Source organism: Streptomyces lavendulae subsp. lavendulae (assembly GCF_002803845.1).
GTDB lineage: Bacteria > Actinomycetota > Actinomycetes > Streptomycetales > Streptomycetaceae > Streptomyces > Streptomyces lavendulae.
On the sequence record NZ_CP024985.1, the window covers coordinates 2,838,680 to 2,858,849 of the forward strand.

At 70.1% G+C, this 20,170-nt stretch carries 18 protein-coding genes and 5 tRNA genes; 9 read left to right on the plus strand and 14 right to left on the minus strand.

The genetic code is table 11. The features are described from left to right. Positions 1–248: 248 nt before the first annotated feature. From SLAV_RS11775 to leuC, 4 genes are all read right to left on the minus strand, one after another. A complete protein-coding gene (locus SLAV_RS11775; RefSeq protein WP_030227331.1) occupies positions 249–938 on the minus strand; it encodes an HU family DNA-binding protein in 690 nt (229 codons plus the stop codon). A 144-nt stretch (positions 939–1,082) separates the two neighbouring features. Further along, a complete protein-coding gene (locus tag SLAV_RS11780) occupies positions 1,083–1,310 on the minus strand; it encodes an SCO5555 family protein (protein ID WP_030227330.1) in 228 nt (75 codons plus the stop codon). A 137-nt stretch (positions 1,311–1,447) separates the two neighbouring features. Beyond that, positions 1,448–2,041 (minus strand): 3-isopropylmalate dehydratase small subunit, encoded by a 594-nt coding sequence (gene leuD, locus SLAV_RS11785; RefSeq protein WP_030227329.1) that lies wholly within the window; start codon positions 2,039–2,041, stop codon positions 1,448–1,450. Between the two features lie 3 nt (positions 2,042–2,044). Then, a complete protein-coding gene (gene leuC, locus SLAV_RS11790) occupies positions 2,045–3,469 on the minus strand; it encodes a 3-isopropylmalate dehydratase large subunit (protein WP_030227328.1) in 1,425 nt (474 codons plus the stop codon). A gap of 119 nt (positions 3,470–3,588) precedes the next feature. On the opposite strand from leuC, the gene ndgR reads away from it, so the two are divergent. Continuing rightward, on the plus strand, positions 3,589–4,305 hold the full coding sequence (gene ndgR, locus SLAV_RS11795) for an IclR family transcriptional regulator NdgR (protein WP_007266782.1): 717 nt from the start codon (positions 3,589–3,591) through the stop codon (positions 4,303–4,305). A 181-nt stretch (positions 4,306–4,486) separates the two neighbouring features. Here ndgR and SLAV_RS11800 read toward each other — a convergent pair. From SLAV_RS11800 to SLAV_RS11845, 10 genes are all read right to left on the minus strand, one after another. Next, positions 4,487–4,559 (minus strand) — tRNA-Glu (locus SLAV_RS11800). 22 nt (positions 4,560–4,581) lie between these two features. Beyond that, positions 4,582–4,653, minus strand: a tRNA-Gln gene (locus SLAV_RS11805). Positions 4,654–4,677: 24 nt separating this feature from the next. Continuing rightward, positions 4,678–4,750, minus strand: a tRNA-Glu gene (locus tag SLAV_RS11810). Positions 4,751–4,811: 61 nt separating this feature from the next. Then, positions 4,812–4,884 (minus strand) — tRNA-Glu (locus SLAV_RS11815). 27 nt (positions 4,885–4,911) lie between these two features. Then, positions 4,912–4,983, minus strand: a tRNA-Gln gene (locus SLAV_RS11820). Positions 4,984–5,070: 87 nt separating this feature from the next. Continuing rightward, positions 5,071–5,799: an HAD family hydrolase gene (locus tag SLAV_RS11825; RefSeq protein ID WP_030227326.1), complete on the minus strand. Its 729-nt coding sequence runs from the start codon at positions 5,797–5,799 to the stop codon at positions 5,071–5,073. Between the two features lie 10 nt (positions 5,800–5,809). Continuing rightward, the gene (locus SLAV_RS11830; protein ID WP_030227324.1) at positions 5,810–6,481 is read right to left on the minus strand and encodes a DUF4241 domain-containing protein; all 672 of its coding nucleotides are present in this window, start codon (positions 6,479–6,481) and stop codon (positions 5,810–5,812) included. A 113-nt stretch (positions 6,482–6,594) separates the two neighbouring features. Next, a complete protein-coding gene (gene gltX / locus SLAV_RS11835; protein ID WP_030227320.1) occupies positions 6,595–8,070 on the minus strand; it encodes a glutamate--tRNA ligase in 1,476 nt (491 codons plus the stop codon). Then, positions 8,063–8,863, minus strand: coding sequence for a fumarylacetoacetate hydrolase family protein (locus SLAV_RS11840; RefSeq protein WP_030227316.1), 801 nt, complete (start codon positions 8,861–8,863; stop codon positions 8,063–8,065). The genes gltX and SLAV_RS11840 overlap by 8 nt, the downstream gene beginning before the upstream one ends. Before the next feature lie 98 nt (positions 8,864–8,961). Continuing rightward, a complete protein-coding gene (locus SLAV_RS11845) occupies positions 8,962–9,147 on the minus strand; it encodes a hypothetical protein (RefSeq protein WP_030227314.1) in 186 nt (61 codons plus the stop codon). Positions 9,148–9,726: 579 nt separating this feature from the next. On the opposite strand from SLAV_RS11845, the gene SLAV_RS11850 reads away from it, so the two are divergent. The 8 genes from SLAV_RS11850 (at position 9,727) to SLAV_RS11885 (ending at position 20,144) form a co-directional block, all read left to right on the plus strand. Beyond that, positions 9,727–13,461 (plus strand): nitrate- and nitrite sensing domain-containing protein, encoded by a 3,735-nt coding sequence (locus tag SLAV_RS11850; protein WP_030227313.1) that lies wholly within the window; start codon positions 9,727–9,729, stop codon positions 13,459–13,461. Between the two features lie 9 nt (positions 13,462–13,470). After that, positions 13,471–13,884 carry a roadblock/LC7 domain-containing protein gene (locus tag SLAV_RS11855; RefSeq protein ID WP_008739864.1) on the plus strand — a complete coding sequence of 138 codons (414 nt, stop codon included), beginning with the start codon at positions 13,471–13,473 and terminating at the stop codon, positions 13,882–13,884. 151 nt (positions 13,885–14,035) lie between these two features. Then, the gene (locus SLAV_RS11860) at positions 14,036–14,428 is read left to right on the plus strand and encodes a DUF742 domain-containing protein (RefSeq protein ID WP_030227311.1); all 393 of its coding nucleotides are present in this window, start codon (positions 14,036–14,038) and stop codon (positions 14,426–14,428) included. Continuing rightward, entirely contained in the window at positions 14,409–14,993 is a 585-nt protein-coding gene (locus tag SLAV_RS11865; protein ID WP_100660867.1) for a GTP-binding protein, read from the plus strand. Before SLAV_RS11860 ends, SLAV_RS11865 begins: the two co-directional genes overlap by 20 nt. A gap of 292 nt (positions 14,994–15,285) precedes the next feature. Beyond that, positions 15,286–18,501, plus strand: a complete 3,216-nt coding sequence (locus SLAV_RS11870; RefSeq protein ID WP_030227310.1) for a sensor histidine kinase — start codon at positions 15,286–15,288, stop codon at positions 18,499–18,501. A gap of 10 nt (positions 18,502–18,511) precedes the next feature. Then, entirely contained in the window at positions 18,512–18,925 is a 414-nt protein-coding gene (locus tag SLAV_RS11875) for a roadblock/LC7 domain-containing protein (RefSeq protein WP_030037347.1), read from the plus strand. 93 nt (positions 18,926–19,018) lie between these two features. Further along, on the plus strand, positions 19,019–19,576 hold the full coding sequence (locus tag SLAV_RS11880; RefSeq protein WP_100660868.1) for a DUF742 domain-containing protein: 558 nt from the start codon (positions 19,019–19,021) through the stop codon (positions 19,574–19,576). Further along, complete coding sequence (locus tag SLAV_RS11885) at positions 19,557–20,144, plus strand: GTP-binding protein (protein ID WP_073911148.1); 588 nt, start codon at positions 19,557–19,559, stop codon at positions 20,142–20,144. The genes SLAV_RS11880 and SLAV_RS11885 overlap by 20 nt, the downstream gene beginning before the upstream one ends. Positions 20,145–20,170 lie beyond the last annotated feature (26 nt).

Sequence of the window (20,170 nt, forward strand, 5' to 3'; positions counted from 1 at the left end):
TGCTGGACGACGGCACCCCGGTGCCCTTCGAGGCCGCGGCCTTCGAGGCGGGCGGTCTGCTGCTGCTGCGCCCGGGGCAGCGCGTGCGGATCGAGACGGACGGCGAGGGCCCGGCCCTGCGCATCACCCTGGTCACGCTGCAGACCTTCTGACCTGCACAAACCCCGGCCGAGCGGCCCGGGGCCACGCACCGCGGGCCGGCTTCCCTCTGCTGGGGAAGCCGGCCCGGCGTGTGTGACTCGTGCCCCTTACTTCTTGCGGGCGGTGGTCTTCTTCGCGGTGGTCTTGCGCGCCGTCGCCTTCTTCGTGGCGGGCGCCTTGGTCGCCGGGGTGGCCTTCTTGGCCGCCGGGGCGGTCTTCTTGGCGGCGGCGGTGGTCTTCTTCGCCGCGGTCGCCTTGACGGCGGTGGTCTTCTTGGCCGCCGTCGCGGCCTTCTTGGCCACCGGGGTCGTCTTCTTCGCCGTCGCGGTGGTCTTCTTGGCGACGGTCTTCTTGGCGGTCGCCGTGGTCTTCTTCGCGACCGTGGTCCTGGCCGCCGCCTTCTTGGCGGTGGTGGCCTTCTTGGCCGCGGCCTTCTTGACCGTCGCGGACGCCGAGGCACCGCCGGACAGGCTGCCCTTCGGCGCCTTCTTCACCGACACCTCGCCGCCCTTGGGGAGCTTCTTGGTGCCGCTGACCAGGTCCTTGAAGCCCTGACCCGCGCGGAAACGGGGAACCGAGGTCTTCTTGACCCGGACGCGCTCACCCGTCTGCGGGTTGCGGGCGTAGCGGGCGGGCCGCTCCACCTTCTCGAACGAGCCGAAGCCCGTGACCGAGACCCGGTCGCCCGCGACGACCGCGCGGACGATCGCGTCGAGTACCGCGTCGACAGCGTCCGCGGCCTGCTGGCGGCCGCCAACCTTGTCGGCAATCGCTTCTACGAGCTGCGCCTTGTTCACGTCTTCCCCTTCGGAGACTTCGCCAGAACGAATGTGTTCAAGCTTATTTCGCACGTTAGGCGGATATATACCGCAAATCAAACACGAAACGGGCTAATCACCCTAGTGCCGCAACGATGTAGGCCGTTACGGAGTTCCTTCGCATCAGTCGCCTTCAGGGAATCGACCCTCGTCGAGGTCCTTCATCAACCTGTCCAGGCGCCTTGCCGCATCGACGAGATCGTGCTTCGACGCCGCAGTGACGACCAACAGCTTCCGGGACAGCGCCATCCTTACGCCCTCCGGGACTTGCAGTGTGCGCACCCTTGCGTGTGCTTCTTTCAACCGGTCCGCGACGAGTTCGTAGAGGTGCAGTTGACTGTCGCGTTCCATGCACAGATTGTGCCATCTGGGGCGAGTTGTCGCCTCACGGGGCCTCAACATACGGCTGTGCCCCCCGCCGGAAGGCGGGGGGCACAGTGTTGCCGATGTGATCGCCCTAGGGCGAATAAGCGCTGATCAGGCAGGAATCACGCGCGAATCGTACGGGGCTTGAAGGCCGGGCGGGTGCTTTCGTAAGCGTCGATGTCCGCTTCGTTCTGAAGGGTGAGCGAGATGTCGTCCAGCCCCTCCAGCAGACGCCAGCGGGCGTTGTCGTCGAGTTCGAACTCCGCCTCGACGCCCTCGGCTCGGACCTTGCGGTCCACCAGGTCGACGGTGATCTCGGCGGTGGGGTCGGCCTCGGTCAGCTCCCAGAGCCGCTCGACCGTCTCCTGGGGCAGGACGACCGTCAGCAGACCGTTCTTCAGCGAGTTGCCGCGGAAGATGTCGGCGAAGCGCGAGGAGATGACGGTCTTGAAGCCGAAGTTCTGCAGGGCCCAGACGGCGTGCTCGCGCGAGGAACCGGTGCCGAAGTCGGGACCGGCGACCAGCACGGTGGCACCGGCGCGCTCCGGACGGTTCGTGACGAACTCCGGGTCCTTGCGCCAGGCCTCGAAGAGCCCGTCCTCGAACCCGTCGCGGGTGATCTTCTTCAGCCAGTGGGCCGGGATGATCTGGTCGGTGTCGACGTTGCTGCGGCGCAGCGGGACGGCCCGGCCGGTGTGGGTGGTGAAGGCTTCCATGGTTCAGACTCCGGCGGTCGCGGTGGCGTCGGACAGGTCGGCGGGCGAGGCCAGGTGGCCCAGCACCGCGGTGGCGGCGGCCACCTGCGGGGAGACCAGGTGGGTCCGTCCGCCCTTGCCCTGCCGGCCTTCGAAGTTGCGGTTGGAGGTGGACGCGGAACGCTCGCCCGGAGCCAGTTGGTCGGGGTTCATGCCCAGGCACATCGAGCAGCCCGCGTGCCGCCATTCGGCGCCGGCCTCCTTGAAGACCTTGTCCAGGCCCTCCTCCACGGCCTGGAGCGCGACCCGGACCGAGCCCGGGACGACCAGCATCCGTACGCCGTCGGCGACTTTGCGGCCCCCGATGATCCCGGCGACGGCCCGCAGGTCCTCGATGCGGCCGTTGGTGCACGAACCTACGAAGACCGTGTCGACACGGATGTCGCGCAGCGGCTGCCCGGCGGTCAACCCCATGTACTCCAGGGCCTTTTCGGCGGCCAGGCGCTCCGAAGCGTCCTCGTACGAAGCCGGGTCGGGGACGTTGGCCGACAGCGGCGCGCCCTGGCCCGGGTTGGTGCCCCAGGTGACGAACGGGGACAGCGTGGCGCCGTCGATGACGACCTCCGCGTCGAAGACCGCGTCGTCGTCGGTGCGCAGCGTCTTCCAGTACGCGACCGCCGCGTCCCAGTCCTCGCCCACGGGGGCGTGGTCGCGGCCCCGGAGGTAGTCGAAGGTGGTCTGGTCGGGGGCGATCATGCCCGCGCGGGCGCCGGCCTCGATCGACATGTTGCAGATGGTCATGCGGGCTTCCATCGAGAGCTTCTCGACGGCCTCGCCGCGGTACTCCAGGATGTAGCCCTGGCCGCCGCCGGTGCCGATCTTGGCGATGATCGCCAGGATCAGGTCCTTCGCGGTGACGCCCTCGGCCAGCTCGCCGGTGACGGTGATCGCCATCGTCTTGGGGCGGGCCAGCGGCAGCGTCTGGGTGGCCAGCACGTGCTCGACCTGGCTGGTGCCGATGCCGAAGGCCAGCGCGCCGAAGGCGCCGTGGGTGGAGGTGTGCGAGTCGCCGCAGACCACCGTGGTGCCGGGCTGGGTCAGGCCCAGCTGCGGTCCCACCACGTGGACGACGCCCTGCTCGACGTCGCCCAGCGAGTGCAGACGGACACCGAACTCGGCGCAGTTCGCCCGCAGCGTCTCCAGCTGCGCGCGGGAGACCGGGTCCGCGATCGGCTTGTCGATGTCGATCGTGGGGGTGTTGTGGTCCTCGGTCGCGATGGTGAGGTCGAGGCGTCGGACCTTGCGGCCGGCCTGGCGCAGGCCGTCGAAGGCCTGCGGGCTGGTCACCTCGTGCAGCAGGTGGAGATCAATGAAGAGGAGATCGGGCTCGCCCTCGGCGCGCCGGACGACATGGTCGTCCCAGACCTTCTCCGCGAGTGTCCTACCCATCGCTTTCCCTCCGGCTCACCGTCCCGGATCCAGTGGTTCGTGGACCCGTACATACAGACTCGCTGGTTCTTGGAAAAATTGAACTTGCGTTTCACAGTGTGAGACGTGAATATCGTTTCATGGACAACTCTAGCGGCGTCGGCGTTCTCGACAAGGCAGCTCTGGTATTGAGCGCACTGGAGTCCGGTCCGGCCACCCTCGCCGGGCTGGTCGCGGCGACAGGGCTCGCACGACCCACGGCACATCGCCTTGCCGTGGCACTGGAACACCACCGGATGGTGGCGAGGGACATGCAGGGCCGGTTCATCCTCGGTCCGCGGCTGGCAGAGCTTGCCGCCGCGGCCGGCGAGGACCGCCTGCTGGCCACGGCCGGACCGGTGCTCACGCACCTCCGTGACGTGACGGGCGAGAGCGCGCAGCTCTACCGTCGTCAGGGCGACATGCGCATCTGCGTGGCGGCCGCCGAGCGGCTGTCGGGCCTGCGGGACACCGTCCCCGTGGGCTCCACGCTCCCCATGAAGGCCGGATCGGCCGCGCAGATCCTGATGGCCTGGGAAGAGCCCGAACGGCTCCACCGGGGCCTGCAGGGCGCGCGCTTCACGGCCACGGCCCTGTCCGGCGTACGGCGCCGGGGCTGGGCCCAGTCGATCGGCGAGCGGGAGCCCGGCGTGGCCTCCGTCTCGGCGCCGGTGCGCGGTCCGTCGAACCGCGTGGTGGCCTCCGTATCGGTCTCCGGGCCGATCGAGCGCCTGACCCGGCACCCCGGGCGCATGCACGCCCAGGCCGTCATCGACGCGGCCGCCCGACTGACGGAGGCCCTGCGCCGCTCCGGCTGAGCACCTCCCGGCCACAGACCTCCCACCACCACCCCCGGGTCCGGGGGCGCGTACGACGCCGCACACGTCCGAACTCGCGCCTCCGGGCCCGTACTTATGCGCCGGGCCGGCCCACTCGGGCGCCCGGCCGGAAACAGCGAAGAGGCCCTCCGCGATGATCGCGGAGGGCCTCTTCCGTGCGTACCCCCGACCGGATTCGAACCGGCGCTACCGCCTTGAGAGGGCGGCGTGCTAGGCCGCTACACAACGGGGGCTAGCTGTTACTGCGGTACTGCGCTGGGCTACCAGGACTCGAACCTAGAATAAGGGAACCAGAAACCCTCGTGTTGCCAATTACACTATAGCCCAAAGGTCTAGACCAGCTAGACACTGTACCCCCGACCGGATTCGAACCGGCGCTACCGCCTTGAGAGGGCGGCGTGCTAGGCCGCTACACAACGGGGGCCCTAGCGATCCTGCATCAAGACGTCCGGGTGCGACCCTGGAGATCTCGCGGGAAGGATCTGTACCCCCGACCGGATTCGAACCGGCGCTACCGCCTTGAGAGGGCGGCGTGCTAGGCCGCTACACAACGGGGGCAAAGCACTGCGTTACTGCTGCACTGCGCTGGGCTACCAGGACTCGAACCTAGAATAAGGGAACCAGAAACCCTCGTGTTGCCAATTACACTATAGCCCACCGAACTTCAACCCCCTGGGGGGCTTTCGTTTGGTTAGCGCCTCCGTGTCCGGCCTTTCGGCCCGCTCCGGCGGCGCAGAAAGAACATTACCGGATGCCTGACCGTGCTCCAAAACGGGTATCTGCTGCCAGCAGCTCCGGCAGCCGGTCGAGTCCGGCGATCCGGTGCACTCCGGCCGGACCGGGCCCGCGCCCGCCGTCCCGGTCGAGCCAGACCGCCTTCAGGCCCGCGTCCCGGGCGCCCCGCGCGTCGATCTCCGGCTGGTCGCCCACGTACGCCACTTCGCCCGCGGGCAGCGCCAGGGCCGCGCAGGCTGCGAGGAAGGCGGCGGCGTCGGGCTTGCTGACGCCCAGCTCGGCGGCGCAGACGAGCACCTCGAAGCGGTCGCGCACCCCGAGGTGGCGCAGCTTGGGGTCCTGGTTGGCGGCGGAGGAGTTGGAGAGCACCCCGTGCCGGTAGTCACCGGCCAGGGCGTCGAGTACGGGCACGACGTCCGGGAACAGCACCCAGGCGGCCTTGTAGTGCTCGACGTAGCGGTCGAACCAGGCGTCGGCCTGCTCGTCGCCCATGCCCGGGGAGTCGAGGAAGTCCCGTACGCGGTCCTGCCGCTGGCCCTGGAAGGTGACCTCGCCGGCGGCGAAACGCGCCCAGTGCACCTCCGTGAGGCGCCGCCACAGGGCCAGGGCGTCGGCGGGGGTTCCGTAGCGCTCCCCCAGCCCCTCGTCGGCGAGGTGCCGTGCCAGGCCCGCCGAATCGGCACCCGTGTAGTCGAAGAGGGTGTCGTCGATGTCCCACAGCACGGCGCGGATCGGCATGGGTGCGAGCCTACGCCGCGGCGTCCTCCTTCGTGGGCACGACGAAGAAGTCCGTCACGAAACAGGTGACCTCGCCGTCGGCGTCCCGGCCGACCCAGGTCGGGTAGTGGCCGTCGCCCCAGCCGGAGCCGAAGGCGGCGATGTTGTGACCGTGCTCACCCGCGACCAGGTACGGGCCGGGGCCGTGGCCGGCTCCTTCGAAGGCGTCCCAGAGCGGGCCCTCGTCGCCCTCGCAGTCCGGGAAGGAGTCGTCGGCGGCCTTGTCGTAGAAGCAGCCGGCGCCCGCGTCCACCCCGTAGCCGAAGAACTCGCCGTCGCCGAGCCCGGAGACGTCCTGGCCCTCGGTCACGGCGTGCTCCCAGCTCGCCGTCGCCGTGTCCCGGATCACCAGCCGGGCGGCGGCCGTACGCAGGTGCGGGCGGCCGCCGGGGTCCGCGCCGGGGGTGACGAGGGTGGCTATCGCCGTCTCGACGCGGTAGCGGCCGGGGGCCACCCGGGTGGTGAACGGCTTGGTCCATCCCCCGCCGAGGCTGACGAAGGGGTCGCAGGCGATCACCTCGCCGCTTGGGAGCCACAGCTCGCCCGCGACGGCCACCGCGAGGGTGCCGCTCTCGCCGCTCTCGTAGACGAAGGAATGGCCCGGCGTGAAGTACCGGTCGAAGTCGGGGGCGGTCATCGGCATGGTGCGGCCTTCCGGGGAGTGCGTGATCGACTGCACGCACCTTAGGGCCGATCGCCGACAACGCCGAAAGGGGCGGCGGCCGGAAGGCCACCGCCCCTTTCACGGGGTGCGGATCAGGCGGCGAGCTTCGCCAGCGCCGCGTCGATGCGCGCCAGCGAGCGCTCCTTGCCCAGGATCTCCAGGGACTCGAAGAGCGGCAGGCCGACCGTGCGGCCGGTGACGGCCACGCGGACCGGGGCCTGCGCCTTGCCGAGCTTGAGGCCGTGGGTCTCACCGGCGGTCAGGACGGCCTGCTTGAGGGACTCCGGGTCCGACCAGTCGGCCGCGTCCAGGTTCTCGCGGGCGGTGGTCAGCAGGGCCGCGGGCTCGCCCTTCATGGCCTTGTCCCACGACGCCTGGTCCTCGACCGGCTCCTTCAGGAACAGGAAGTCGACGTTCGCGGTGATGTCCGACAGGACGGTGACGCGGGTCTGGGCGTGCGGGGCGATGCGCGCCCAGGCCTCGGCGTCGAAGTCCTCGGGGGCCCAGTTGGCGTGCGGGGCCCGGAGCCACGGCTCGCAGGCGTCCGCGAAGGCCTTGGGGTCCATGCGGCGGATGTGGTCGGCGTTGATCGCCTCGCACTTCTTGAGGTCGAAGCGCGCCGGGTTGGCGTTCACGCCGTCGATGTCGAACTTCGCCACCATCTCCTCGATCGAGAAGATGTCCTGGTCCTTGGAGAAGGACCAGCCCAGGAGCGAGAGGTAGTTCAGCAGGCCCTCGGGCAGGAAGCCGCGCTCGCGGTAGAGGTTGAGCGAGGACTCCGGGTCGCGCTTGGAGAGCTTCTTGTTGCCCTCGCCCATGACGTACGGCAGGTGGCCGAACTGCGGGGTGGCCTTGGCGACGCCCAGCTCGGTCAGCGCCTTGTAGAGGGCGATCTGGCGGGGGGTGGAGGACAGCAGGTCCTCGCCGCGCAGGACGTGCGTGATCTCCATCAGCGCGTCGTCGACCGGGTTGACCAGCGTGTACAGCGGGGCGCCGTTCGCGCGGACGATGCCGAAGTCCGGCACGTTCTCCGGGGTGAAGGAGAGCTCGCCGCGGACCAGGTCCGTGAAGGTGATGGTCTCGTCGGGCATCCGGAAGCGGACGATCGAGCTGCGGCCCTCGGCCTCGTACGCGGCCTTCTGCTCCGCCGTGAGGTCGCGGCACTGGCCGTCGTAGCCGGAGGGCTTGCCGGCCGCGCGGGCGGCGTCGCGGCGCGTGTCGAGCTCCTCGGTGGTGCAGTAGCAGTGGTAGGCGTAGCCGCCGTCCTGGAGCTTCTGCGCGACGTCCGCGTAGATGTCCATGCGCTGGGACTGGCGGTACGGGGCGTGCGGGCCGCCCACCTCGGGGCCCTCGTCCCAGGTGAAGCCGAGCCAGCGCAGCGAGTCGAGCAGCTGGACGTACGACTCCTCGGAGTCGCGCGCCGCGTCGGTGTCCTCGATGCGGAAGACGAACGTACCGCCGTGGTGGCGGGCGAACGCCCAGTTGAAGAGGGCGGTGCGGACCAGGCCCACGTGGGGGTTGCCGGTCGGGGAGGGACAGAAACGTACGCGGACGTTCGCGTTAGCCACGCTTGATCACCTTGTTGGTGAGAGTGCCGATGCCTTCGATGGTGACGGCGACCTCGTCGCCGACGTTGAGGGGGCCGACTCCGGCCGGGGTCCCCGTGAGGATGACGTCGCCCGGGAGCAGGGTCATGGCCTCGCTGATGTGCACGACCAGGTCCTCGACGGAGCGGACCATGTCGCTGGTGCTGCCGAGCTGGCGCTGTTCGCCGTTGACGGTGCACTGGACGGCCAGGCCCGCGGCGATCGCCGCCGGGTCGAGGCCGGTCTCGATCCAGGGGCCGAGGGGGCAGGCGCTGTCGAAGCCCTTGGCCCGGGCCCACTGCTTCTCCCGCTGCTGGACGTCGCGCGCGGTGACGTCGTTGGCGCAGGTGTAGCCGAGGATCACGTCCTTGACGCGCTCCCTGGGGACCTCCCGGCACATGCGGCCGATGACCACGGCGAGCTCCGCCTCGTGGTGGAGGTCCTGGGAGAAGGAGGGGTACGTGATCGGGTCGCCCGGGCCGACCACCGAGGTGGAGGGCTTGAAGAAGGTGATCGGCGCCTCGGGCACCTCGTTGCCCAGCTCCGCCGCGTGCTCCGCGTAGTTGCGGCCGACGGCCACGACCTTGTTCGGGAGCACGGGAGGCAGCAGCCGGACCTTGCTCAGCGGGACCTTCGTGCCCGAGAGCTCGAAGTCCGCGAAGGGGATGCCCTTGATGATGTCGAGGACGAGCTCCGACCCGTCGCCGGGGGCGGCGTCGCCCTCGACCGCGCCGAAGGCGACGTTGCCGTCGATCGAGAACCTGGCGATGCGCACGTGTTGCGTCTGCCCCTCTTGTGTTTCCGCTGGCTGGAGTCTGCGGACTCCAGGCTAACGCGGTGGGCGGCGGCGCTCCGCGTCCTCGCGCGGGGCCGCTACTGCGCGGCGGCGACCGGCGCGTCCATCAGGACGGTGCGGCGGGGGTTCGCGGTCTGGGCCGGCAGCTCGACGGAGTGCTCCGGGGTGGCCGGGGCCGCCTGCAGTTCCTCGGCGTCCTTGAGGTGCGCGAGGGTCGTGCGGCGGGGGTTGGCTATGTTGCGGAACATCATCGTCGTCTTCATCGGAGTTTCGGGCCCTCGGCTCGCTCGTGGGGTGAGGGTTGTCGGATGCGCCGGGTGTGGCGCCAACCCTTTAAAGGGCAAGGCTAAACATCTGAATCCCCGACCGAACCGGGAAGTAATGGCCACGAGCGTGTGAGTTTGCTCACCAACGAAGGGGCATTCCGGGCATAATGGTCAGTCAATTCCGCTTGACGAAACGGACATTGCGCCACTGAATCTGTCATTCCGCTCCTGATCATCAGGACTGGGACACCTTGCCAGAGGCAAGCTTTGATTGGCGTAAGTCCGATTCATCCCGATAGCGGTTGTACGTCGCGTAGCCCGCCCGTCACGTGCCGTGACCGGCTCGCCGGGGCGACACGCGCACCTTGTTGGAGATCCCCCACTGTGCTGGAATTCGCGGGACCGCCGCGGGTATCAGCCGGCGCGCAGGTGGCGCGAGAGAGCGCCGAGCGCGGTGGCAAGGAGAGGGAGACGCGCCGGTCACCGACGACCACCATGGGGCCGTCAGTGCCCCACGACTCGACACCGTCCCACCGCTCACCCGGCGGGACGCCTGGTCCAGAGGTTGCGACGCTAGTGCAGGGACGATTCAAGAGGGATGGCAGCGCTGCGGCGGAGCAGGAGCCGCGCGGCGGGACCGACCGTGGCTCCTCGCACCAGCACGCCCAGAACCGCGGGCCGGCTGTCGAAGGAGCGGGCGTCCCGGACGCCTCGGCTTCGGTGAAGGCGAAGGGCCGCGGCAAGTCCGCCAAGGCCGGCAAGGTCGCCAAGGCCGGCCGCGCCAAGGGCAAGAGCGAGCCGGCCGAGACCGACGAGGCGATACCGAAGGCCCCTCCCGGGCCCGGTTCCCGTCTGGCCATGCAGAACTGGCGCATCAGCACGCGACTGGTGTCGCTGCTGACGCTGCCGGTCGTCGCCGCCACCACGCTCGGTGGCTTCCGCATCAACGACTCGATGAACGACATCGCGCAGCTGGAGCACATGCAGCTGCTGACGACGATGACCCGGCAGGCCACCAACCTGGCCGCCATGCTCCAGGAGGAGCGCGACAAGTCGGCCGGTCCGCTGTCGCAGACCAAGGACGGCAAGGCCAACAGCCTCGTCCAGGGCGTCCGCGACCAGACCGACGCCGCCGCCAAGGCCTTCGCCTCCGCGACCGACAAGGTCGACAACGCGCAGGACAAGGACGAGACCCTCAAGTCGATCCGCAACAACATCCTGCAGATCGGCCGCCAGCTCACCGGCATCGAGGACATCCGCAAGAAGGCGTACGTCAACGGCGCCCAGCAGACCGTCACCGAGTACAACTCGCTGATCGTCTCGCTGCTCTCGCTCTCGCAGGACATGGCCCAGGCCACCTCCAGCCCCGAGATGATCAAGCGCACCCGCGCCCTGGCGGCGTTCTCCGCCGCCAAGGAGTACGCCTCCATCCAGCGCGCGATCATCGCCGCCTCGCTCCCCGAGAGCGGTGACAAGCCGGGCAAGCTGGAGGAGAACGACCGCCTCTACGCCCTCTCCGCGCTGCGCGGCGAGAGCCAGCAGAAGAAGACCTTCGAACTCGTCTACCAGGGCAAGCCCGAGGAGCTCCTCGCGGCGCTCGGCGACGGCAACACGGAGATCGGCACCGCCGACCACTACGCCCGCCGCGTCCTGAGCACCCAGGGACAGTTCGGCAAGGAGAAGAACCGGTCCTGGATGGACTGGTACGACGCCGACGACACCAAGCTCCAGGCGATGAAGGTCATCGAGCTCACGCTGCTCGAAGACATGGAGCAGAAGGCCCGCGAGCTCAAGAACGAGTCGCAGCAGGACGCCATCATCAACGGTGCCCTGATCCTCCTCGTCCTCGGCGTCTCGCTCGTCGGCGCGTTCATCATGGCCCGGTCCATGATCCGCTCGCTGCGCCGTCTGCAGGACACCGCGACGCGCGTCGCCCAGGACCGACTGCCCGAGCTCGTCAAGCAGCTCTCGGAGTCGGACCCGCAGGACGTGGACACCTCCGTGGAGTCCGTCGGCCTGCACACGCGCGACGAGATCGGCCAGGTGGCCGCGGCCTTCGACGACGTGCACCGCGAGGCCGTCCGCCTCGCCGCCGAGCAGGCCCTCCTGCGGGGCAACGTCAACGCGATGTTCACCAACCTCTCGCGCCGCTCCCAGGGCCTCATCCAGCGTCAGCTCTCGCTCATCTCCGAACTGGAGTCGCGCGAGGCCGACCCGGACCAGCTGTCCTCCCTCTTCAAGCTCGACCACCTCGCGACCCGCATGCGCCGTAACGGCGAAAACCTCCTCGTCCTCGCGGGCGAGGAGCCGGGCCGCCGGTGGACCCGCCCCGTCCCGCTCGTCGACGTGCTCCGCGCCGCGGCGTCCGAGGTGGAGCAGTACGAGCGCATCGAACTCGCGTCGGTGCCCGGCACCGACGTCGCCGGCCGCGTCGTCAACGACCTCGTGCACCTCCTCGCCGAGCTGCTGGAGAACGCCACCTCGTTCTCCTCCCCGCAGACCAAGGTCAAGGTCACCGGTCACGCGCTGCCCGACGGGCGCGTGCTCGTCGAGATCCACGACACCGGCATCGGCCTCTCCCCCGAGGACCTCGCCGCGATCAACGAGCGGCTCGCGTCGCCGCCGACCGTGGACGTCTCCGTCTCCCGCCGCATGGGCCTGTTCGTGGTCGGCCGCCTGTCCCTGCGACACGGCATCCGCATCCAGCTGCGCCCCTCCGACTCGGGCGGTACGACGGCCCTCGTCATGCTCCCGGTGGACGTCGCCCAGGGCGGCAAGAAGCCGGCTCCGATGCCGGGCCAGGGTGGTCAGGGCGGCCCCGCGGGCGCTCAGGGCGGTCCCGCGGGCGGCCAGGGCGGCCAGGGTGCTCCCGGCGGGCAGGCTTCCGTGCCCGGCGCGGGCGCGCGTCCCCCCGTGGGCGCCGGCCAGCAGCGCGGCCAGGTCCAGGGCGGCGGCCAGCGTGCCGCACTGCCCGGACGTGACGGCGCGCCGGGCCAGCAGCGTCCGCAGCAGGGCGGCCCGGGGCAGCGTCCCCAGGGCGGTCCCGGCGCCGCGACGGGTCAGGGCCAGGGCGCCTTCGGCTCCGGGGCCCCGCTGCCCGCCCGCGGTCAGGGCGGCAACCAGGGCGGCGGCCTCCTCTCGGGCGGTCCGCAGGCCCGTCCGGCCGGCATGCCGCAGCAGCCGGCGCCCGGCGGGTTCCCGCAGGGCAACGGCTTCGAGCGGCCGCAGCAGCCCCAGTCCCAGCAGCCCGGCCAGTACGGGCAGCAGGGCCAGCAGGGCCAGCCCCCGCAGCAGCCGGGCCAGCAGGACCGGCAGCAGCCGGCGCAGAAGGCTCCGGTCCAGCGCCGGCGCCCGCAGCTGCCGCCGCGCGGCGGCGCCCCCCGCCCGGAGCTTCCGGGTGCCGGCGCTCCCGCGGCCGGGCTCCCCCAGGCCACCAGCTGGGGAGTCGGGCAGAACGGCCAGGAGGTCCCGCGCGGCCACGACGAGCTGTCGGGCCCCGGCTCCACGGCCGAGTTCGCCCGTCCGGACTTCAACGCCCCGCGCCCGCAGGACGCGGGCCCGGGCCAGACCGGCCAGTTCGAGCGCCCGCAGCAGGGCGGTCCGCTGGACCCGTCCTCGACCGGCCAGTTCGCCCGGCCCGGCGGCCCCGGTGCCGGCGGCTACGGCGAACAGCAGCCGCAGGCGCAGCAGCCGGGCGGCTACGCCCCGGCCCCGCGCGCCGAGGCTCCGCAGCTGCCGCAGGCCCACCAGCCGGAGGCGCTGCCCGCGGCCCCGTCGCAGCACACCGGCGAGCTGCGCAGCCCGATCTTCGACACGCTGGAGTCGAACTGGTACCCCCAGCAGGACGCGCAGTCCTCCGGGCAGGCACCGGCCGTACCCCAGCAGCCCCAGCCGTCCGGGCCGCAGCGGTCCGCCGCTCCGGCGGCCCCGCAGCAGGGCCTGCCGCAGCGCGGCCAGGAGCACGCGGCCGAGCCCGCCACCGCGGTCACCGGCAGCACGCCGACGGTCAGCTGGCGGTCCTCCCCCAACGACGAGCTGATGCGTCAGGCGGAGCGGGTGCGTCAGCCCGCCGCGGGCGGCATCACCACCTCGGGGCTGCCCCGCCGGGTGCCGCGGGCGAACCTCGTGGCCGGTACCGCCCAGCAGCAGGCCGACGCCCAGGCGGGCCCGCAGGTCTCGCGTGCCCCGGACGACGTCCGCGGGCGCCTCACCAACCTCCGACGCGGTATCCAGCAGGGGCGTCAGGCCGGCACCTCCGGCCCCGCGACCGGCAGTTACCACATCGACCCCACTTACCAGCAGGAGCGATAGTTGAGTTCGATGAGCCAGGCGGCACAGAACCTGAACTGGTTGATCACCAACTTCGTGGACAACACCCCTGGGGTGTCCCACACCGTGGTGGTCTCCGCCGACGGACTCCTTCTGGCGATGTCCGAAGGATTCCCCCGTGACCGCGCCGACCAGCTGGCGGCCGTGGCCTCCGGTCTGACCTCGCTGACCGCCGGGGCCTCCCGGATCTTCGAGGGCGGCGCCGTCAACCAGACCGTGGTCGAGATGGACCGGGGATTCCTCTTCCTCATGTCCGTCTCCGACGGATCCTCGCTGGCCGTTCTCGCGCACCCCGAATGCGACATCGGCCTCGTGGGCTACGAGATGGCCCTCCTCGTGGACCGCGCCGGCAGCGTCCTCACCCCGGACCTGCGCGCGGAGCTTCAGGGAAGCCTGCTCATCTGACTCGCACACTCCCGGCCGGACGGTACTTCCGGCCGGGGGACCGGGACTCCGCACCCGGAAACCAGTACACCCGTCAGGCCGTCATCACGTCCCCCCACCGGCCGCCCCGTCAGACGGCACGCTGACCACTGCTGTCCAGCCCGGAGGATCAATGACCCCGCCCCCCGCCTATCCCGATGCGTACGGAGATTCGTACTCGGAAGGCGACCAGCCGCTGGTGCGTCCGTACGCGATGACCGGCGGCCGTACCCGGCCCCGCTACCAGCTCGCCATCGAGGCGCTGGTCAGCACCACGGCCGATCCGATGCACCTCTCCACCCTGCTCCCCGAGCACCAGCGCATCTGCACCCTGTGCCGCGAGGTGAAGTCGGTCGCGGAGGTCTCCGCACTGCTGTCGATGCCGCTCGGTGTCGCCCGGATCCTCGTGGCCGACCTGGCCGAGGCCGGAATGGTGGCCATCCACCAGCCGGGCAATGGAGAGGCCGGCGGAACGCCGGATGTAACGCTGCTCGAGAGGGTTCTCAGTGGACTTCGCAAGCTCTGACGCCGGAGCGGCTCCCCGCTCCACCACCTCCGCGAAGATCGTGGTGGCGGGCGGCTTCGGCGTGGGCAAGACCACGTTCGTCGGCGCGGTCTCCGAGATCAACCCGCTGCGCACCGAAGCCGTCATGACGTCCGCGAGCGCGGGCATCGACGACCTCACCCACACCGGTGACAAGACGACCACCACGGTCGCCATGGACTTCGGCCGCATCACCCTGGACCAGGACCTGATCCTGTACCTCTTCGGTACGCCCGGTCAGGACCGCTTCTGGTTCATGTGGGACGACCTGGTCCGCGGCGCGATCGGTGCCATCGTGCTCGTCGACACGCGCCGTCTCGCGGACTGCTTCCCGGCCGTGGACTACTTCGAGAACAGCGGCCTGCCGTTCGTCGTGGCGCTCAACGGCTTCGAGGGGCACCAGCCGTACACGCCGGAGGAGGTCCGCGAGGCCCTCCAGATCGGGCCCGACGCCCCGATCATCACCACCGACGCCCGCCACCGCGCGGACGCCAAGAGCGCGCTCATCACCCTCGTCGAGCACGCGCTGATGGCCCGGCTCAAGTAACACGGTCTCCAGGTGGATTCGCCGGGGCGGGCTGTGTCATCGGACACGGCCCGCCCCTGTCGTTCATAACGTTTCGACAGTGAATTGCCGCCAGTTGGGCACAGCGCGCGTTCGGCTGGTATCGCTGTGCGCACATCCGTCCCGGCTTTTGCCGTAGCTCGCTCTTTATGTCCGGTTTATGCGGGACATAAGGCTCTGGGAACGGCCGGTTTCAACTGTTTGGAACACGGCCGTTCATCATGCTGGAATTCAACGAACTAGCTAGTAGCACCGCCGAGAGGTTGTTGGTCGAGTGAGGCGAAGCAACTCGAGCCCCGCGGATGAACCCGCGCGCGGCAACTTCACCCCGCCGCCGCGCGCGGCCGCGTCTCCCGTCGACGTACCCGTGGAACCACCCACCGGCGGCGGCAGCACCAGCAAGTTCTCCCCCCGCAACTGGCGCGTGCCGACCCGTCTGAACGCCATCCTCCTCGTACCGGCCCTCGTGGGCCTGGTCATGGGCGGCTTCCAGGTGAAGGGTTCGGTCGACAGCTGGAACGAGGCCAAGGACGCCGAGCAGACCGCGCGGATCGTCCAGGCGGCGGCCGAATACGGCCAGGCCCTCCTCAACGAGCGCGACCTCACCGCCGAGCCCCTCCTCAAGGGCGACCGCAACAACGAGGCCGTGACGAAGGCCTACGCGGCCACCGACGCGGCCAAGGCCAAGTTCGCCCAGGCCGCGAAGAACCTGCCGCAGAAGCAGGGTCTGGAACGGCGCCTGGAGCTCTTCCGCCAGGAGGAGCCCAAGCTGGAGCAGGTCCGCAAGACGGCCTACGCCGTCCCCGAGACCGCCAAGAAGAACCTCCCCGCCGCGGCCGGCCCCATCCCGACCGAAGAGGGGTACGTGCTGGTCCAGCACTACCTCATGCAGTTCTCCAACGAACTGGGTCTCGGCACCGGCAACGTCACCAGCTACGGCCGCATGGTCTACGCGGTCGAGCTGGCCAAGGCCGCGAACTCGCTCCAGCGCTCCGTCGGCACGCACCTGCTGGTGCGCCCGAACGAGGACGAGAACGTCCGGAAGGCCCAGCTCGTCGCCTTCTCCTCCTACGCCTACCTCGAAGAGATCGCCATCGGTGAGTACGTCGCCGCCGGCACCGACGAGGACACCAACCGGCTGAAGGAGGTCATGGGCAAGAAGTCCCAGGAGGGCGCCGCCAAGCTCGCGCAGGCCAAGCAGGCCGCCGAGCAGTCCGGCAGCACCACCTTCAAGGCTCCGCCCGTGGTCAACGGCTCCGCGCTCACCGGTATGACCGAGGCGATAGCCAGCGGCGACAAGCCCGCCAAGCTCGCCCTGAACGGCACCACCGCCCCCGCCTGGCAGGCCGCCGCCACCGCCAAGTTCGACGCCTACGCCGAGATCGAGAAGGACCTCCTCGGCAAGGCCGTCGACGACGCCGTCGCCGTCTCCGACAAGTCGCAGAGCGACGCCATCCTCACCGGCGCCATCGTGGTCGTGGCCATGCTCGCCGCGTTCATCCTGGCCGGCATGATGGCCCGCCAGATGAGCCGCGCGATGCTGCGCCTGCGCAGCTCCGCCTTCGACGTCGCCGAGCAGCGCCTGCCGATGCTCGTCGACCAGCTCTCGCGCACGGACCCGGGCAAGGTCGACACCCGCGTCCAGCCGATCCCGATCAACTCCCAGGACGAGATCGGCGAGGTCGCCCGCGCCTTCGACCAGGTCCACCGGGAAGCGGTCCGGCTCGCCGCCGAGCAGGCGCTCCTGCGAGGGAACGTCAACGCGATCTTCACCAACCTCTCCATGCGCAACCAGTCGCTGATCGAGGGCCAGCTGACCCTCATCACCGACCTGGAGAACAACGAGGCCGACCCGGACCAGCTGGAGAACCTCTTCCGCCTGGACCACCTCGCCACCCGTATGCGCCGCAACGGCGAGAACCTCCTCATCCTCGCGGGTGAGAACCCGGGCCGCCGCTGGGACCAGCCGGTCCCCCTCGTCGACGTGCTGCGCGCCGCCTCCTCCGAGGTGGAGCAGTACGAGCGCATCGAGCTCTCGGGCGTCTCCGAGGCCGAGATCCACGGCCAGGCCGTGACCGACCTCGTGCACCTGCTCGCCGAGCTCCTGGAGAACGCCACCACGTTCTCCTCCCCGCAGACCAAGGTCCGCGTCAACGCCACGCGTCTGCCCGACGGGCGCGTGATGGTCGAGATCCACGACAAGGGCATCGGCCTCACCGCCGAGGACTTCGCGGACATCAACCACAAGCTGGCCAACCCGCCGACCGTGGACGCCGCGATCTCGCAGCGCATGGGTCTGTTCGTGGTCGGCCGGCTGGCGGACCGCCACAGCATCCGCGTGCAGCTGCGCCCCTCGGGCGAGGCGGCGGGCACCACCTCGCTGGTCATGCTCCCCGACGCCATCACCCACGGTGGCGGTGGCGAGGGCATCCCGGACGACGACTTCACCGTCTCCTCGATCATTCCGCAGCAGCAGAGCCAGCAGGCGGCCCCGCTGCGCACCGCCGCCGAACTCGGCTTCGACGACTCGCGCTACGACGCCCAGGGCGGACAGGGCCCCGACGGGGCGCCGGTCGACCCGGTCGTGCGCTCGCTCGGCCGCGAGGAGCGCCGGGCCCAGCTGGAGGCGCAGGTCGGCTTCCCGCAGGAGCAGCCGCAGCCTCAGCAGCAGCAGCCGGAAGCTGCCGGCCAGGAGTATCCGGAACCCCAGCCGGAGCACGCGTACCAGCCGTACCAGGGCTACGAGCAGCCGGCCGCGCCGGCCTACGAGGCCCCGTACGAGAACGCGCAGCAGCCCCAGTCCTACGAGGCGTACCCCGACCAGGGATATGCCTATACGGAAGACGGCTACCCGGAGCAGCAGCAGCCCGCGCAGGCGTACGACGGCGGTTACGAAGAGCAGTCACCGCAGGCGGCATGGCCCGAGCAGAACACCTTCCCGGGCTCCTACCAGCAGGACTACGGGATCGAATCGGAATCCCAGCCCGCTCCCGAACCGGCCCGGGAACGCGTAGGCTTCGACCGTCCGGGCGCCGCTGCCGACACCGGTCACGAAATGACCGGAGCGGGCCTGCCGCGACGCGGCAGCCAGCAGCAGTGGCAGCCGGCACAGCAGGAAGCGGAGTCCTCCGGATCCCTCTTCGAGCAGCGCCCGCAGCGTCAGCAGCAGGCCGCCGCCGCGGAGAAGGCCCCGGCGGAGGAGACGGACGACGGCGCCGCGTGGCGTTCGCGCAACGACGAGCGCTGGCAGCAGGCCGGCAAGCTCCGTGAGCCGAAGGCGGGCGGGGTCACCCCGTCCGGTCTCCCTCGGCGGGTACCCAAGGCCAACCTGGTCGAGGGCGCCGCGGAGACGACCCCGCAGGGCGGCCCGCAGGTCTCCCGCGCACCGGAGGACGTCCGTGGCAGGTTGAGCAACCTGCGACGCGGTGTCCAGCAGGGACGCAGCGCGGGTTCCGAGCAGTCAAGTAACAGCTATGACCAGGAGCGTTAGTGTGAGCCCGATGAGCCAGGCGGCACAGAACCTGAACTGGTTGATCACCAACTTCGTGGACAACACCCCAGGGGTGTCCCACACCGTGGTGGTCTCCGCCGACGGCCTTCTTCTGGCGATGTCCGACGGGTTCCCGCGCGACCGCGCCGATCAGCTGGCGGCCGTGGCCTCCGGTCTGACGTCGCTGACCGCGGGAGCCTCCCGGATCTTCGAGGGCGGCGCCGTCAACCAGACCGTGGTCGAGATGGACCGGGGATTCCTCTTCCTCATGTCCGTCTCCGACGGATCGTCCCTCGCGGTGCTCGCGCACCCCGAGTGCGACATCGGCCTCGTGGGCTACGAGATGGCCCTTCTTGTCGATCGCGCGGGCAGTGTCCTGACTCCGGATCTGCGCGCCGAGCTGCAGGGAAGTCTTCTCAACTAACAGACAGGCAGTGTGTTTCGCGTCATCGCACCGTAGGGTGCGGTGGCGCGGTTCCACAGGGAGTACTGCGTTCTTGGAGTCGGAGGAGGAAACGTGACAACACCCGGAGGACATCCTTATGGCGGCGCGCAGCAGCCGCAGGGTGGGCACGACCAGAACCGCTTCAACTTCCCCTCGGCTCCCAGCCGGCCCGTGCCGGAGCAGAACCCCTACCAGCACCAGCAGTACGGCCAGCCCCAGCAACCCCCGTATTCCCAGCGCCCTTCGCAGCAGCCGTTGCGCGGCTCCCAGCCGCAGGCTCCGAAGGCGCACAACCCGCTGGTGCGTCCGTACGCGATGACCGGCGGTCGTACCCGGCCGCGCTACCAGCTCGCCATCGAGGCGCTGGTCAGTACCACGGCGGATCCCGCCCGGCTGCAAGGGCAGTTGCCCGAGCACCAGCGCATCTGCCGCCTGTGCCAGGAGATCAAATCCGTAGCGGAGATCTCGGCACTTCTCTCCATTCCTCTTGGTGTCGCCCGCATCCTCGTAGCCGACCTGGCGGAGGCGGGCCTTGTCGCCATTCACCAGCCCGGCGGCGACGAGTCTGCCGGTGGCCAGCCAGATGTGACACTGCTCGAAAGGGTGCTCAGTGGACTTCGCAAGCTCTAACGGCGGAGCGGCTCCTGCTCGCTCCACCACCTCCGCGAAGATCGTGGTGGCGGGCGGCTTCGGCGTGGGCAAGACCACGTTCGTCGGCGCGGTCTCCGAGATCAACCCGCTGCGCACCGAAGCCGTCATGACCAGTGCCTCGGCCGGCATCGACGACCTCACCCACACCGGTGACAAGACGACCACCACGGTCGCCATGGACTTCGGCCGCATCACCCTGGACCAGGACCTGATCCTGTACCTCTTCGGTACGCCCGGTCAGGACCGCTTCTGGTTCATGTGGGACGACCTGGTCCGCGGTGCGATCGGTGCCGTCGTCCTCGTCGACACCCGCCGTCTCGCGGACTGCTTCCCGGCCGTGGACTACTTCGAGAACAGCGGCCTGCCGTTCGTGATCGCCCTCAACGGCTTCGACGGCCACCAGCCGTACACGCCGGAGGAGGTCCGCGAGGCCCTCCAGATCGGGCCCGACGCCCCGATCATCACCACCGACGCCCGCCACCGCGCGGACGCCAAGAGCGCGCTCATCACGCTCGTCGAGCACGCCCTGATGGCCCGTCTGCGGTAGCCGTCCCCCTCGTGCGCCGGAGCGCC

Excerpts from the sequence above, each read along its gene's own strand:
- ndgR (WP_007266782.1), top strand. The coding sequence starts at position 3,589 with ATGGACAACTCTAGCGGCGTCGGCGTTCTCGACAAGGCAGCTCTGGTA.
- SLAV_RS11780 (WP_030227330.1), bottom strand. The coding sequence starts at position 1,310 with ATGGAACGCGACAGTCAACTGCACCTCTACGAACTCGTCGCGGACCGG.
- SLAV_RS11855 (WP_008739864.1), top strand. The coding sequence starts at position 13,471 with ATGAGCCAGGCGGCACAGAACCTGAACTGGTTGATCACCAACTTCGTG.
- SLAV_RS11860 (WP_030227311.1), top strand. The coding sequence starts at position 14,036 with ATGACCCCGCCCCCCGCCTATCCCGATGCGTACGGAGATTCGTACTCG.
- SLAV_RS11845 (WP_030227314.1), bottom strand. The coding sequence starts at position 9,147 with ATGAAGACGACGATGATGTTCCGCAACATAGCCAACCCCCGCCGCACG.
- leuC (WP_030227328.1), bottom strand. The coding sequence starts at position 3,469 with ATGGGTAGGACACTCGCGGAGAAGGTCTGGGACGACCATGTCGTCCGG.
- SLAV_RS11830 (WP_030227324.1), bottom strand. The coding sequence starts at position 6,481 with ATGCCGATGACCGCCCCCGACTTCGACCGGTACTTCACGCCGGGCCAT.
- SLAV_RS11825 (WP_030227326.1), bottom strand. The coding sequence starts at position 5,799 with ATGCCGATCCGCGCCGTGCTGTGGGACATCGACGACACCCTCTTCGAC.
- leuD (WP_030227329.1), bottom strand. The coding sequence starts at position 2,041 with ATGGAAGCCTTCACCACCCACACCGGCCGGGCCGTCCCGCTGCGCCGC.
- SLAV_RS11875 (WP_030037347.1), top strand. The coding sequence starts at position 18,512 with ATGAGCCAGGCGGCACAGAACCTGAACTGGTTGATCACCAACTTCGTG.